We start from the raw sequence: 14,024 nt of genomic DNA, 5'->3' as shown, positions 1-14,024 counted from the left end.
CAAAGGATGAAGCGACCCGGCGGTAGGACTTTGTACGCCATCGGAATGGCCGGACAATCCGATGGTGGGACAGATGTGGCATCCGGGGTGGGACCCGCACCGGTCCTCTCGCTCAACTTGACGTACGCCCGTGCGAAACGGTTGCCCGTGGCTCGCTAACGGGTGGATCACGGTCCACGTGCCCACCCGCGGCGAGCACATCCGCCGGACGGTGTCTTCCTGCTACCCGTCAGACTCCCCACGAATCACGGCCAGCACGCCGTCCAGCTCGTCGGGCTTCACGAGAACGTCACGCGCCTTGGATCCCTCGCTGGGCCCGACGATGCCCCGGGACTCCATGAGGTCCATCAGGCGCCCCGCCTTGGCGAAGCCGACGCGCAGCTTGCGCTGGAGCATGGACGTCGAGCCGAACTGCGTGGAGACGACCAGTTCGGCCGCCTGGCACAGCAGGTCGAGGTCGTCGCCGATGTCCTCGTCGATCTCCTTCTTCTGCTTGCCGCCGACGACGACGTCGTCCCGGAAGACCGGAGCCATCTGGTCCTTGCAGTGCTGGACGACCTCCTGGACCTCCGCCTCGGTCACGAACGCGCCCTGAAGACGGGTCGGCTTGCTCGCGCCCATCGGCAGGAACAGCCCGTCGCCCTTGCCGATCAGTTTCTCGGCGCCCGGCTGGTCGAGGATGACGCGCGAGTCGGCCAGCGAGGAGGTGGCGAACGCGAGCCGGGACGGCACGTTGGCCTTGATCAGACCGGTGACCACGTCGACCGAGGGGCGCTGGGTGGCGAGCACCAGGTGGATACCGGCGGCCCGCGCGAGCTGGGTGATGCGCACGATCGCGTCCTCCACGTCGCGCGGCGCGACCATCATCAGGTCGGCGAGCTCGTCCACGATCACCAGCAGGTACGGGTACGGCTTCAGCTCCCGTTCGCTGCCCTCCGGCGCCTTGACCTTGCCGTTGCGCACGGCCTCGTTGAAGTCGTCGATGTGCCGGAACCCGTACGCCGCCAGGTCGTCGTAGCGCAGGTCCATCTCGCGTACGACCCACTGCAGGGCCTCGGCGGCCCGCTTGGGGTTGGTGATGATCGGCGTGATCAGGTGCGGGATGCCCTCGTACGCGGTCAGTTCGACGCGCTTGGGGTCGACGAGGACCATGCGCACGTCCTCCGGGGTCGCCCGCATCATGATCGAGGTGATCAGGCAGTTGATGCAGGAGGACTTGCCGGAGCCGGTGGCGCCGGCGACCAGGATGTGCGGCATCTTCGCGATGTTGGCCATCACGTAGCCGCCCTCGACGTCCTTGCCGAGCGCGACGAGCATCGGATGGTCGTCCTCGGCGGCGGCCGCGAGGCGCAGCACGTCCCCGAGGTTCACCATCTCCCGGTCGGTGTTGGGGATCTCGATGCCGACCGCGGACTTGCCGGGGATCGGGCTGATGATCCGCACGTCCGGGCTGGCGACGGCGTACGCGATGTTCTTGGCCAGCGCGGTGATGCGCTCGACCTTCACGGCGGGCCCGAGTTCGACCTCGTAACGCGTGACCGTCGGGCCACGGGTGAACCCGGTGACGCGGGCGTCCACCTTGAACTCGGTGAAGACGTTGGTGAGCGCGTCGACGATGGCGTCGTTGGCCGCGCTGCGCGCCTTGCCCGGGCCGCCCCGCTCGAGCAGGTCCAGGGAGGGCAGGGAGTAGGTGATGTCGCCGGCGAGCTGGAGCTGCTCGGCGCGCGCCGGCAGGTCGCGGGGCTGGGGCGGCGGGGTCTTCGTGAGGTCGAGGGCCCCGGACGGCTGCCGGCTCGCGGGCCGCTCGGCCGGCGCGTCCTGCGCGGACCGCCCGGTCCGGCCGTCCTCGCCGGGGCGGCCGTCCTGGCCGGGGCGTGCGGCGGGCACGGGCGTCGGGGTGGTGCTCTCGCCCCGGTCGCCCACGCCGACGCCCTGGGTGAGGTCCGCGACGATCGGCGAGGGCGGCATGCCGTGCAGCACCGCGCCGTCGAGTGCGGCGGCGGCAGCGGCGGCGACGTCCACGGCGTCCATCTGCCGTTCCATGTCCGGCTGCGGCACCGCCGAGCGACGGGGGCGGGAACGCCGCCTGGAGAGGGCCTCCTGCTCCGCGGTGTCCGGGTCGTAGTCCTGGGGGGCGCTCGTCCGCCTGCGGGAGCGCCCCGGCAGTACCTCGCGCCACTGCTCCTCGTAGCGCGCGTCGTCGTCGCTGTACTCGTCGGCCTCCGGGTCGTGCACGATGCCGAGCTTCGTCCCGAGCAGCCGCAGCCGTTGCGGGATCGCGTTGACCGGGGTCGCGGTGACGACCAGCAGGCCGAACACCGTGAGCAGCACAAGCAGCGGTACGGCGAGGACCGTGCCCACGGCGAACGTCAGCGGGGTCGCCGCGCCCCAGCCGATGAGTCCGCCGGCGTCTCTTATCTCCTGCATGCCGTCGCTGCGGGCGGGCGAGCCGCAGGCGAGGTGGACCTGCCCCAGCACGCCGATCACCAGGGCGGACAGCCCGATGACGATCCGGCCGTTGGCCTCGGGCTTCTCGGGGTGCCGGATGAAGCGGACGGCGATGACCGCGATCAGGATCGGCACCAGCAGGTCCAGCCGGCCGAAGGCGCCGGTCACCAGGATCTCGACCAGGTCACCGACGGGCCCGCGCAGATCGGCCCAGGTGCCTGCGGCGACGATCAGGGCGACGGCGAGCAGCAGCAGCGCGATGCCGTCCTTGCGGTGCGCGGGGTGGAGGTTCTTGGCGCCCTGCCCCACTCCGCGGAAGACGGCGCCGACGGCGTGCGCGAGCCCGAGCCACAGGGCGCGCACGACCCGGTATACGCCCCCCGTCGGGCTGGGCGCCGGCCTGGACGCGGGCTTGCCCCCGGCCTTCTTGGCAGGCGCCTTCTTGGCGGAGGTCTTCTTCGCGGCGGTCTTCCTCGCCGGAGCCGCTCCGGGAGCGGCAGCCTTCTTCGCGGGCTGCTTCTTGGCTGCGGAGGGACGTGAGACCATGGGTGTGAGGTTACCGGGGGAGACGGCAGCGGACACGTGCGCCCGCTGCTTCACCCGTTCGTGTCGTGTCCCGAGAGGAGCCGGGCTGACACACCCTCAAGAGCTGCACGTCACGGGAGGCGTGGCCCGACTCCGCCGCTCGCCGAGTGGGCCGGCGCCCCGCGCCCCGGATGCGGCCTCAGCCCTGCGAAGGCACCGACGACGCGCTCCCCGTGCCCGGTTCCAGCGCGTCGAGGGCGCGTCGCAGACCCGTCAGCTTGCGCTCGAGATGGGCCGCCGTGGCCACCGCGGCCGCGTCGGCGGACTCGTCGTCCAACTGCTTGGACAGGGCCTCCGCCTGCTCCTCGACGGCGGCGAGACGGGCCGAGAGTTCGGCGAGCAGGCCGGCCGACTCCTTGCCGTCGCCCACCGCGCCTTTGCCGCCGCCCTCCAACTGGAGCCGCAGCAGGGCCGCCTGCTCCTTCAGCTGACAGTTCTTCATGTACAGATCCACGAAGACCGAGACCTTCGCGCGCAGCACCCACGGGTCGAACGGCTTGGAGATGTAGTCCACCGCGCCCGCCGCATAACCGCGGAAGGTGTGGTGGGGGCCGTGGTTGATCGCCGTGAGGAAGATGATCGGGATGTCCCGGGTCCTCTCCCGCCGCTTGATGTGCGCGGCCGTTTCGAAGCCGTCCATGCCCGGCATCTGGACGTCCAGCAGAATGACCGCGAAGTCGTCCGTGAGCAGCGCTTTGAGCGCTTCCTCCCCGGACGATGCCCGCACCAGCGTCTGATCGAGCGCAGAGAGGATGGCCTCCAGCGCCAGCAGATTCTCCGGCCGGTCATCGACCAGGAGGATCTTGGCCTTCTGCACCATGGCCCGCCCTCCTCGCCCCGGCTTGGGGCCACCCCTGTCCGCAGGAACCGGGAAGGCACCGGCGGGTGCCGCCCCGGGGGACGACTCCCTTGCGCCGCCCGTCCTTGTGCCGGTCATCGTAGCCGCACCCCGTCCGTCGCCACACCCTGTCACCGTGATGTCACTGTGCACCTGGCGGAAACGCCGTGGAAGACCAGAAGGTTCCCCGGAATCCGCACCTCTACACGGCTCCGGGGCCTCCGAGTCGACAACGTCCCACACCCTTCGAAGGTTCCGGTCACCGCCGCGCCGTCACTCCCCGCTCATCCACTGCGCCATCACGGTCAGCAGGTGATCGGGGTCGACGGGCTTGGTCACGTAGTCGGAGGCACCCGACTCGATCGCCTTCTCCCGGTCGCCCTTCATCGCCTTCGCGGTCAGCGCGATGATCGGCAGCCCGGCGAACTGCGGCATCCGCCGGATCGCCGTGGTCGTCGCATAACCGTCCATCTCCGGCATCATGATGTCCATCAGGACGACCGCCACGTCGTCGTGCTGCTCCAGCACCTCGATGCCCTCGCGGCCGTTCTCGGCGTACAGCACGGACAGGCCGTGCTGTTCCAGGACGCTGGTGAGGGCGAAGACGTTGCGGATGTCGTCGTCGACGATGAGCACCTTCTCGCCGCCGAACCGGATGTCGCGGTGCCCCTGAGGGACCGTTTCGGGCTCCGCAGGGCCCGCCGACGCCACCACCCACTGCTCCTGGAGCGGTTGCCCGTGCTGCGCCGGCCTCGGCTCGGTGGGAGGCAGGGCCTTGCGGCGACGCCGGAAGAGCGCGGCGGGGCCGTGCTGCGCCTCCTGGTACGACTTCACCTCCGCCGGCGTCTCGGCCTGCGCGGCGGACTGCCCGGACGGGACCGGCTCGGGGGCGGCGACCAGTTCGCCGGCGTCCAGCACGGAGCCGGGCTGCTGGTAGCCCTGCGGCGGCAGGTCCCCCGGGTGCAGCGGCAGGTACAGGGTGAACGTGGAGCCGCGGCCCGGCTCGCTCTGGGCGTGGATCTCGCCGCCGAGCAGTTGCGCGATCTCCCGCGAGATGGACAGCCCGAGACCGGTGCCGCCGTACTTGCGGCTGGTGGTGCCGTCGGCCTGCTTGAACGCCTCGAAGATCACCCGCATCTTGCTGGCCGCGATGCCGATGCCGGTGTCGGTGACGGAGAAGGCGATCATGCCCGCGTCCGGGTCCGTCAGCGAGCCGGCCTCCAGCAGCTGCTCGCGGATCGCCTGCGGAACGTCGTCCCGGGCGGGCCGGATGACCAGCTCCACCGACCCGGAGTCGGTGAACTTCACCGCGTTGGACAGCAGGTTGCGCAGGACCTGGAGCAGCCGCTGCTCGTCGGTGTGCAGGGTCGCGGGCAGCTCAGGCGACACCCGTACGGACAGGTCGAGGCCCTTCTCCGCGGTCAGCGGGCGGAAGGTGGCCTCCACGTAGTCGATCAGCTGGACGAGCGCGATGCGCGTCGGGGAGACGTCCATCTTGCCCGCCTCGACCTTCGACAGGTCCAGGATGTCGTTGATCAGCTGGAGCAGGTCGGAGCCCGCGCCGTGGATCGTCTCGGCGAACTCGACCTGCTTCGGGGAGAGGTTGCCCTCGGCGTTGTCGGCGAGCAGTTTGGCCAGAATCAGCAGGGAGTTGAGCGGCGTACGCAGCTCGTGCGACATGTTGGCCAGGAACTCGCTGCGGTAGCGCATGGAGACGGCGAGCTGCTCGGCGCGCTCCTCCAGGACCTGCCGGGCCTCCTCGATCTCGGAGTTCTTCGCCTCGATGTCGCGGTTCTGCTGGGCCAGCAGCTCGGCCTTCTCCTCCAGTTCGGCGTTGGACGCCTGAAGGGCCTTCTGCCGCTGCTCCAGCTCCGCCGACCTCAGCCGCAGTTGCTCGGTCAGCTCCTGGGACTGCTTCAGCAGCAGCTCGGTCTTGGTGTTGACGGAGATGGTGTTGACGCTGGTCGCGATCATCTCCGCGATCTGGTTCAGGAAGTCCTTCTGGATGTGCGTGAACGGCGTGAACGACGCCAGCTCGATGACACCGAGCACCGTCCCCTCGAACAGCACCGGCAGCACGATCACCTGCGCGGGCGGCGCCTCGCCGAGCCCGGAGGAGATCTTCAGATAGCCGCTGGGCGCGTTCTCGACGAGGATGGTGCGCCGCTCCTGCGCGGCGGTCCCGATCAGCCCCTCGCCCGGCCCGAACGACGTCGGCATGGAGCCCAGCGAGTAGCCGTAGGAACCCAGCATGCGCAGCTCGTAGGAGTCCTCGCCCTCGCCCCCGAGGTCCGTGTCGTCGGCGAGCGGCATGGCGACGAAGAAGGCACCGTGCTGCGCCGAGACCACCGGCGTCAGCTCGCTCATGATCAGCGAGGCCACGTCCTGGAGGTCGCGGCGGCCCTGCATCAGCGCGGAGATACGGGCGAGATTGCCCTTGAGCCAGTCCTGCTCCTTGTTGGCGATCGTGGTGTCGCGCAGGTTGGCGATCATCTTGTTGATGTAGTCCTGGAGCTCCTGGATCTCGCCGGAGGCATCGACGTCGATCTTCAGGTTCAGGTCGCCGCGGGTGACCGCGGTGGCCACGCGCGCGATGGCGCGCACCTGCCGGGTGAGGTTCCCGGCCATCTCGTTCACGGACTCGGTCAGGTCCCGCCAGGTGCCGTCGACGTCGCGCACGCGTGCCTGGCCGCCGAGCTGGCCCTCGGTGCCCACCTCGCGGGCGACCCGGGTGACCTCCTCGGCGAAGCTGGACAGCTGGTCGACCATCGTGTTGATGGTCGTCTTCAGCTCGAGGATCTCCCCGCGCGCGTCGATGTCGATCTTCTTGGTCAGATCGCCCTTGGCGATGGCGGTCGTGACCATGGCGATGTTGCGGACCTGACCGGTCAGGTTGGACGCCATCTGGTTCACCGACTCGGTGAGGTCCTTCCAGGTGCCCGCCACGCCCGGGACGTACGCCTGGCCGCCGAGGATGCCGTCCGTGCCCACCTCGCGGGCCACCTTGGTGACCTGGTCGGCGAACGAACTCAGCGTCTTCACCATGGTGTTGAACGTGTCCGCGAGCTGCGCGACCTCACCGCGCGCCTCGATGGTCACCGTCCGCGTCAGATCGCCGTTGGCGACCGCGTTCGCGACCTGGGAGATGTTGCGCACCTGCATGGTCAGGTTGTTGGCCATCAGGTTGACGTTGTCGCTGAGGTCCTTCCAGATGCCCACGACACCGGCGACGTGCGCCTGGCCGCCGAGGATGCCCTCGGTGCCCACCTCACGGGCCACCCGCGTGACCTGCTCGGCGAAGGACGACAGCTGGTCGACCATCGTGTTGACGGTGGTGACGAGCTCGAGGATCTCGCCCTTGGCGTCGACGGTGATCTTCTTCGACAGGTCGCCCTTGGCGACGGCGGTCGTGACCTCGGCGATGTTGCGCACCTGACTGGTCAGGTTGTTCGCCATGAAGTTCACGGACTGGGTGAGGTCCTTCCAGGTGCCGGAGACGCCCTGGACCTCGGCCTGACCGCCGAGGATGCCCTCCGTGCCCACCTCACGGGCCACCCTTGTGACCTCCTCGGCGAACGAGGAGAGCTGGTCCACCATCGTGTTCAGGGTGTTCTTCAGCTCCAGGATCTCCCCGCGCGCGTCCACGGTGATCTTCTGCGAGAGGTCACCGCGCGCCACGGCGGTGGCGACCTGGGCGATGTTGCGCACCTGGGCGGTGAGGTTGCCGGCCATGCCGTTCACGGAGTCCGTGAGGTCCCGCCACACACCGGCGACCCCGGGCACCTGCGCCTGCCCGCCCAGCCGGCCCTCGGTGCCCACCTCCCGGGCGACCCGGGTGACCTGGTCGGCGAACGCGGAGAGCTGGTCGACCATCGTGTTGATGGTGTTCTTCAGCTCCAGGATCTCCCCGCGCGCGTCGACGTCGATCTTCTGCGAGAGGTCACCGCGCGCCACGGCCGTCGTCACCTGGGCGATCTGCCGCACCTGCGAGGTGAGGTTCCCGGCCATGAAGTTGACGGAGTCGGTGAGCTCCTTCCACGTGCCCGACACGCCCGGCACCACCGCCTGACCGCCCAGGCGGCCCTCCGTGCCCACGTCCCGGGCCATCCGGGTCACCTGGTCCGCGAACGACGACAGCTGGTCCACCATCGTGTTCACGGTGTTCTTCAGCTGGAGCATCTCGCCGGAGACGTCCACGGTGACCTTCTGCGACAGGTCGCCGTTCGCCACGGCCGTCGTCACCTGGGCGATGTTCCTCACCTGCCCGGTGAGGTTGCGGAACGCGGTGTTGACGGAGTCGGTGAGGTCCTTCCAGGTCCCCGCCGCGCCCGCCACCTGCGCCTGACCGCCCAGCTCGCCCTCGACCCCGATCTCCCGCGCCACCCGCGTGACCTCGGCACCGAACGACGACAGCTGGTCCACCATGCCGTTGACGGTGTTCTTCAGCTCGAGCATCTCGCCGGCCACGTCGACGGTGACCTTCTGCGACAGATCACCGCTGGCCACGGCCGTCGTCACGGTGGCGATGTCCCTCACCTGTGTGGTGAGGTTCCGGAACACCGTGTTGACGGAGTCCGTCAGGTCCTTCCAGGTGCCGGCCACCCCCGGCACGTTCGCCTGCCCGCCCAGGCGGCCCTCGGCACCGACCTCGTTGGCCACCCGGGTGACCTCGTCCGCGAAGATGCGCAGCGTCTCGGTCATCTGGTTGATCGTCTCGGCGAGCTGCGCGACCTCGCCCCGCGCCGGCACGGTCACCTTCTGCGACAGATCGCCGTTCGCCACGGCGGTGGTGACCTGGGCGATCCCGCGCACCTGCGCCGTCAGGTTGCCGGCCATCAGGTTCACCGAGTCGGTGAGTTCCTTCCATGTGCCGTCGACCCCGGGCACATGTGCCTGACCACCGAGGATGCCGTCCGTGCCCACCTCGCGGGCCACCCGCGTCACCTCGGAGGAGAACGCGGAGAGCTGGTCCACCATCGTGTTGACGGTGTTCTTCAGCTCCAGCATCTCGCCGGCGACATGGACGGTCACCTTCCGTGACAGATCGCCCTTGGCCACCGCCGTGGTGACCAGCGCGATGTCCCGCACCTGCGCCGTCAGCCGGGACGCCATGGTGTTGACGGAGTCCGTGAGGTCCTTCCACGACCCGGACAGACCGCGCACCCGCGCCTGCCCGCCCAGCTTGCCCTCCGTGCCCACCTCGCTGGCCACCCGCGTGACCTCGTCGGTGAACGTCGACAGCTGGTCGACGAGGTTGTTGACGGTCCGCCCGACCTTCAGGAACTCACCGCGCAGCGGATGCCCGGCCCCCTCCGGCGCCTGGGTGCGCAGCTCCATCCGCGGCGACAGATCGCCCTCGGCGACCGCGGACAGGACCCGGCCGACCTCCGACACCGGACGTACGAGATCGTCGACGAGCGCGTTGGAGTGGTCGATCGCCGTCGCCCAGGAGCCCTCGCAGGCGCCCGTCTCCAGCCGCTCGGTGAGTTTTCCCTCACGCCCCACCATGCGCCGCACCCGCGACAACTCGCCGGTCAGATGCAGATTGCGGTCCGCCACCTCGTTGAAGACGGCCGCGATCTCCGACATCACGCCGTCCCCGGACACCGTGAGCCGCCTACGGAAATTGCCGTCGCGCATCGACACCAGCGCGGCCAGCAGCTGGTTCAGGGAAGCGGTGTCCACCTCGGTGGTCCCGTTGCGCGTCGTGCGCCGGTTCTTCGGGGACTGTCCGCCCTTCGCGCGCGTCTTCGTGCCCCGCGTCACTGCGCCAGACTCCACTGTGTCCCTCCCGCAGGGGTCGACCGTCACCGCTGTGCTGCGGTACGGCCGCTCGACGTACCGGTTACTGCTGCGTATTACTGTCCGATGTAATCAGCACACAGGGAGAGCTGCTGCCCTGGGTGCAGAGAACACACTCAGCCTGCCCGGACCTTCACCAGAAGCCTGCCCAGTGTTTCACCCCGGCCGAACCAGGCCATAACAGTTCGGCAGCTTCGCACACCCTCCGCACACCCTCGAGGCGGAAACACTGGCGACCGGCATCCGCATGGACGGCGAAGGTAAGTAACCTTGCATGGGGCTGTCCAGCCGCACCGGTCCGTCCGGTCTGGGCGGTGGCACGGGAACGAGCGGGCATCGGAGGGCGGCCGCAGACATGACCACCGGAGTGATCCCGGGGGGACCTACCCCGGAGCCGCAGCCGAACGGACCGCAGCTGCCAAAGCAGCGACGCGAGCCCGTCGGCCACGAGGGTCCCCACGTCGACAACCGGACGAGGAGTTCTGTGATCACCGCGCGCGCGGCCGCCAGTTTCGATCCCCTGGGCCGATCGGTCGCGACCGCCCGGTCCTTCGTCCGCGACACCCTCCAGGGGTGGGGCTTCGGCGACATCGTCGACGACGCGGTGGTCCTCACCAGCGAACTGGTCACCAACGCCGTCGTCCACGCCGGAACCGCGGCCGACGTGCTGTGCCTGCGCAGCGACGACGGGGTGCGCATCGAGGTCTGCGACCGCTACCCCGAGCGCGAGCTCCCGGTGCAGAGCTCTGCGGTCAACATGGGCAGCCCCGACCGTGAGGGCGGCCGCGGCCTGCAACTGTGCGCGGCCCTGGCCGGCCACTGGGGCGTGGAGTACACGCTGACGCACAAGAAGGTCTGGTTCCAACTGGACCTGCCCGAGCGCCCGGTCGGCACCCGCGCCGCCGGCCCCCGCCTGCCCGCCGAGCTCCTCCCGCTCGCCGACGGCCGGGTCCGCGTCGCCGTCGTCCAGATCGAGCGCGGCGGCTCCGTCACCGCATGGAACGAGGACGCCGAGGAGCTGTTCGGCTACGCCGCCAAGCAGGTCACCGGCAGGCCGCTGACCGACCTCGCCGCCTGGCCGCACACCCCCGGCACCAGCACCGGCATCGCCGAGGCACTCCAACTCTCCCGCTGGGAAGGCAGTTACGGCATCCGCGGCGCCCACGGCCGCGTCATCCCCGTCTACGCCTCCCACCTCCGTGTCCGCGACACCGACGGCGAGCCCTCCACGGTCTGCCTGCTCGTACGGGACCACGAACGCGCCGTGCTCCAGACACCGTTGCGCTTCCCGGCGACCTCCGACGCGGGCAGCGCCTCCGAGGGCCCCAGCACCGACCCGTTCGAGGTCTTCATCGGCTCTCCCGCCCCCGACGACCTCGACGGCCTGCTGCAACGCACGGTGGAACGCGCCCGCGACATGCTCGACGGCGACGCCGCCTTCCTCCTGCTGGCCACCGACGACGAAACGGAGTTGGAGGTTCGCGCCTCCACGGGCCTGCCCTCCGCGCGGCAGCGTTTCGCCCGCGTCCCCGTCGAGGCGGGCCCCGGCCGCTACAGCTCTGCCCGGATGCCCGCGGTCCACGACGACCTCACCGCCGTCCCGGGCGCCGTCCCCCTCCTCAACAACACGGGCATGCGCTCCGTCGTCACGGTCCCGCTGAAGGTCGAGGGCCGTCTCACCGGCTCGCTCGGCGTCGCCGCGGAGGCGCCCGGCCGGTACTCCAACGAGGAGGCGCTGCGCCTCCAGTTCGCCGCCGACCGCATCGCCCTCGCCGTCGAGTCGGCCCGCCTGGGCGAGCTGGAGCGGCTGCGCCGCGGCTCCCTCAGCTTCCTCGTCGAGGCCTCCGACCTGCTGGCCGGCACCCTGGACCGCGACCAGACCCTCGCCCTGATGGCCCAGATGACGGTCCCCACCCTGGCCACCTGGTGCGCCGTCTACACGATCGCCGACCAGGCCTCCGACCCCTACCTGTCCTACGTGCTGCACGAGGACGAGGAACTGATCGACGGCATCAAGTCCCTGCTCTCCAAGATCGCCCCGCCCGACCCGGTGCCCACGCCCGGAGCGCGCGTGTGGACCGCGCCCGGCGAGGCCGCCCACAAGGCGGCCCTGCGCAGCTCCATGCGCAGCCTCAGCCTCGGCGACTCGCACCACCGGATCGGTACGGCCATCGGACCGACCCTCGCCACGGCCGCCGCGGTCGGCGGCGAGACGGTCGTCCTGCCGCTGGTCGCCCGCAACCGCGTCATCGGCATGCTCACCCTCGGCAAGCCCACCGACGAACACTTCCGCCAGGAGATCCTGGAACTGGCCGAGGACCTGAGCCGCCGCGCCGCCCTCGCCCTGGACAACGCCCGCCTGTACTCGGAGCGCACGGCCATCAGCCAGTCCCTCCAGCGCAGCCTCCTGCCGCCGGGGCTCCCCGACGTCGCGGGTGTGGAGGTCGAGGTCATCTACCGCGCGGCCGGCGAGGGCAACGAGGTCGGCGGAGACTTCTACGACCTCTTCCCCATCCGTGACGGCGCCTACGGCTTCGCCATCGGCGACGTCTGCGGTACGGGCCCGGAGGCGGCCGCGGTGACCGGCCTGGCCCGGCACGCGCTCAGGCTGCTGGCCCGCGAGGGCTTCGGCGGCCCGGCGGTGCTGGAGCGCCTGAACTCCGCGATCCTCGACGAGGGCGCCCGCAGCCGCTTCCTCACGCTCCTGTACGGCGAGCTGTGGCCGCAGGAGGACGGCAGCGCCCGGCTGAAGGTGGTCTGTGCGGGCCATCCGCTGCCGCTGCGACTGCGCCAGGACGGCACGGTGGAGCCGGCCGCCGACCCCCAGCCGCTGCTCGGCGTCATGGAGGACCTGGAGCTGTACGAGCAGACGATCACGCTGGACCCGGGCGACGTCCTGCTGTGCGTCACGGACGGCGTCACCGAGCGGCGTGAGGGCAGCCGGATGCTCGGCGACGACGGTCTCGCCGACGTTCTCACCACCTGTACGGGCCTGACGGCGGGTGCGGTGGCGGCTCGCATCATGCGCGCGGTGGAGCGCTTCGCCTCGGACGCCCCGTCCGACGACATGGCGATCCTGGCGATGCGGGTGCCGGGTCTTCAGCAGTAGGGCGCCGCAGGGCATGGAAAAGGCCCTCACCCGATGGGTGAGGGCCTTTTCCGTTGGAGCCCCCAAACGGAATCGAACCGTTGACCTTCTCCTTACCATGGAGACGCTCTACCGACTGAGCTATAGGGGCCGGTCGCCTTTCGGGGATTTCCCCCGCGGCAACGGAATAGATCATACCCCGAACAGGGCCGTGCCCCCAACCATGATCGGTCCGCCGAGCGCGTTGCACACCGAGACGATCCGCTGCATCTCCCGGCGTGTCAACGAGGCCTCCACAGGGAGCGCGAGTGTCTCCTCGGCGGCCCGCTCGGTCACCGGAAGAGACACGCACCGACGGAACTCCGGCAGCCGGTGCACAGGAGTCTTCACGGGCACGCGGCAGTCAACTCCCCTGGCCCGTATGGCACGTGCGTAGGCGTCCCGGTCGGGTCGGCCGTTCCCGGGCACCCGCACCACGTACTGCTGATAGGTGTGCCCGTCACCGCCGTCGGGCGTCCGTACGCCCCGCAGCTTGGTGTCCAGATAGGCGGCACGCTCCCTGCGCTGCGCCATCTCGTCGTACGGCGCCTCGGACTCGCCCTGCTCCAGCACCAGCAGACCGTGTCGCCGGCCCATCGCGTGCAGCCGCTCCATGTCGGCGGACCGGCCGAACCGGTGTACGACGACCACGGCCGCCGTGCGCGGGGTCAGGGTCTGTTCGACGGCACCGGCGTCGAGGCAGTACGTCACGGGATCTATGTCGGCGAACACCGGCAGCGCACCCACCTGTGTCACGGCCTCGGCGACTTCCACGTTGCCGAACGCCGGCACGACGACCTCGTCACCGACTCCGACGCCGGCGGCCCTGAGCAGAGCAGCAATACCCATGAGGCGGATGCTGGTTGTGCAACATGAACTTCAAGTAACGGACAACAAAAAAGGGTTGGACCCGGAACCGAAGTTCGGGGTCCAACCCTCTCACAATTTGTTCGGCGGCGTCCTACTCTCCCACAGGGTCCCCCCTGCAGTACCATCGGCGCTGTGAGGCTTAGCTTCCGGGTTCGGAATGTAACCGGGCGTTTCCCTCACGCTATGACCACCGAAACACTATGAAACTGTCAACCGCACCATGCGTGACCTGCATGGGGTTGTTCGTGGTTTCAGAACCAACACAGTGGACGCGAGCAACTGAGGACAAGCCCTCGGCCTATTAGTACCGGTCACCTCCACACCTCACGGTGCTTCCAGATCCGGCCTATCAAC

Annotated in this window: 4 protein-coding genes, 1 tRNA gene, 1 rRNA gene and 2 pseudogenes; 1 reads left to right on the top strand and 7 read right to left on the bottom strand. The window is 69.8% G+C overall.

Features of this window, described 5'->3' with window-relative positions; all coding sequences use genetic code 11:
• Positions 1-222: 222 nt before the first annotated feature.
• From ACIHCX_RS04850 to ACIHCX_RS04840, 3 genes are all read right to left on the bottom strand, one after another.
• On the bottom strand, positions 223-2,994 hold the full coding sequence (locus ACIHCX_RS04850; RefSeq protein ID WP_400026633.1) for a DNA translocase FtsK: 2,772 nt from the start codon (positions 2,992-2,994) through the stop codon (positions 223-225).
• A 178-nt stretch (positions 2,995-3,172) separates the two neighbouring features.
• Entirely contained in the window at positions 3,173-3,853 is a 681-nt protein-coding gene (locus ACIHCX_RS04845; RefSeq protein WP_400026631.1) for a two-component system response regulator, read from the bottom strand.
• 291 nt (positions 3,854-4,144) lie between these two features.
• Positions 4,145-9,652 (bottom strand): HAMP domain-containing protein, encoded by a 5,508-nt coding sequence (locus ACIHCX_RS04840; protein ID WP_400026629.1) that lies wholly within the window; start codon positions 9,650-9,652, stop codon positions 4,145-4,147.
• Between the two features lie 376 nt (positions 9,653-10,028).
• On the opposite strand from ACIHCX_RS04840, the gene ACIHCX_RS04835 reads away from it, so the two are divergent.
• Positions 10,029-12,782: a SpoIIE family protein phosphatase gene (locus tag ACIHCX_RS04835; protein WP_400026628.1), complete on the top strand. Its 2,754-nt coding sequence runs from the start codon at positions 10,029-10,031 to the stop codon at positions 12,780-12,782.
• Between the two features lie 54 nt (positions 12,783-12,836).
• Here ACIHCX_RS04835 and ACIHCX_RS04830 read toward each other — a convergent pair.
• The 4 genes and pseudogenes from ACIHCX_RS04830 to rrf all read right to left on the bottom strand — a co-directional run bounded on the left by ACIHCX_RS04830 (position 12,837) and on the right by rrf (position 13,865).
• Positions 12,837-12,912 (bottom strand) — tRNA-Thr (locus tag ACIHCX_RS04830).
• 41 nt (positions 12,913-12,953) lie between these two features.
• A pseudogene (locus tag ACIHCX_RS04825) lies at positions 12,954-13,274 on the bottom strand (DegT/DnrJ/EryC1/StrS family aminotransferase); the annotation flags it as partial.
• Between the two features lie 150 nt (positions 13,275-13,424).
• A pseudogene (locus ACIHCX_RS04820) lies at positions 13,425-13,649 on the bottom strand (DegT/DnrJ/EryC1/StrS family aminotransferase); the annotation flags it as partial.
• A gap of 99 nt (positions 13,650-13,748) precedes the next feature.
• A 5S ribosomal RNA gene (gene rrf / locus ACIHCX_RS04815) occupies positions 13,749-13,865 on the bottom strand.
• Positions 13,866-14,024 lie beyond the last annotated feature (159 nt).

Origin of the sequence: Streptomyces sp. NPDC052043 (assembly GCF_044548235.1) — a bacterium.
In the GTDB taxonomy this organism is placed as follows: Bacteria; Actinomycetota; Actinomycetes; order Streptomycetales; family Streptomycetaceae; genus Streptomyces.
This window is presented reverse-complemented; position numbering and strand designations above follow the sequence as displayed.

What these genes read in the sequence shown, in the direction of transcription:
- ACIHCX_RS04850 (WP_400026633.1), bottom strand. Translation starts at nt 2,994, where the DNA reads ATGGTCTCACGTCCCTCCGCAGCCAAGAAGCAGCCCGCGAAGAAGGCT.
- ACIHCX_RS04845 (WP_400026631.1), bottom strand. Translation starts at nt 3,853, where the DNA reads ATGGTGCAGAAGGCCAAGATCCTCCTGGTCGATGACCGGCCGGAGAAT.
- ACIHCX_RS04835 (WP_400026628.1), top strand. Translation starts at nt 10,029, where the DNA reads ATGACCACCGGAGTGATCCCGGGGGGACCTACCCCGGAGCCGCAGCCG.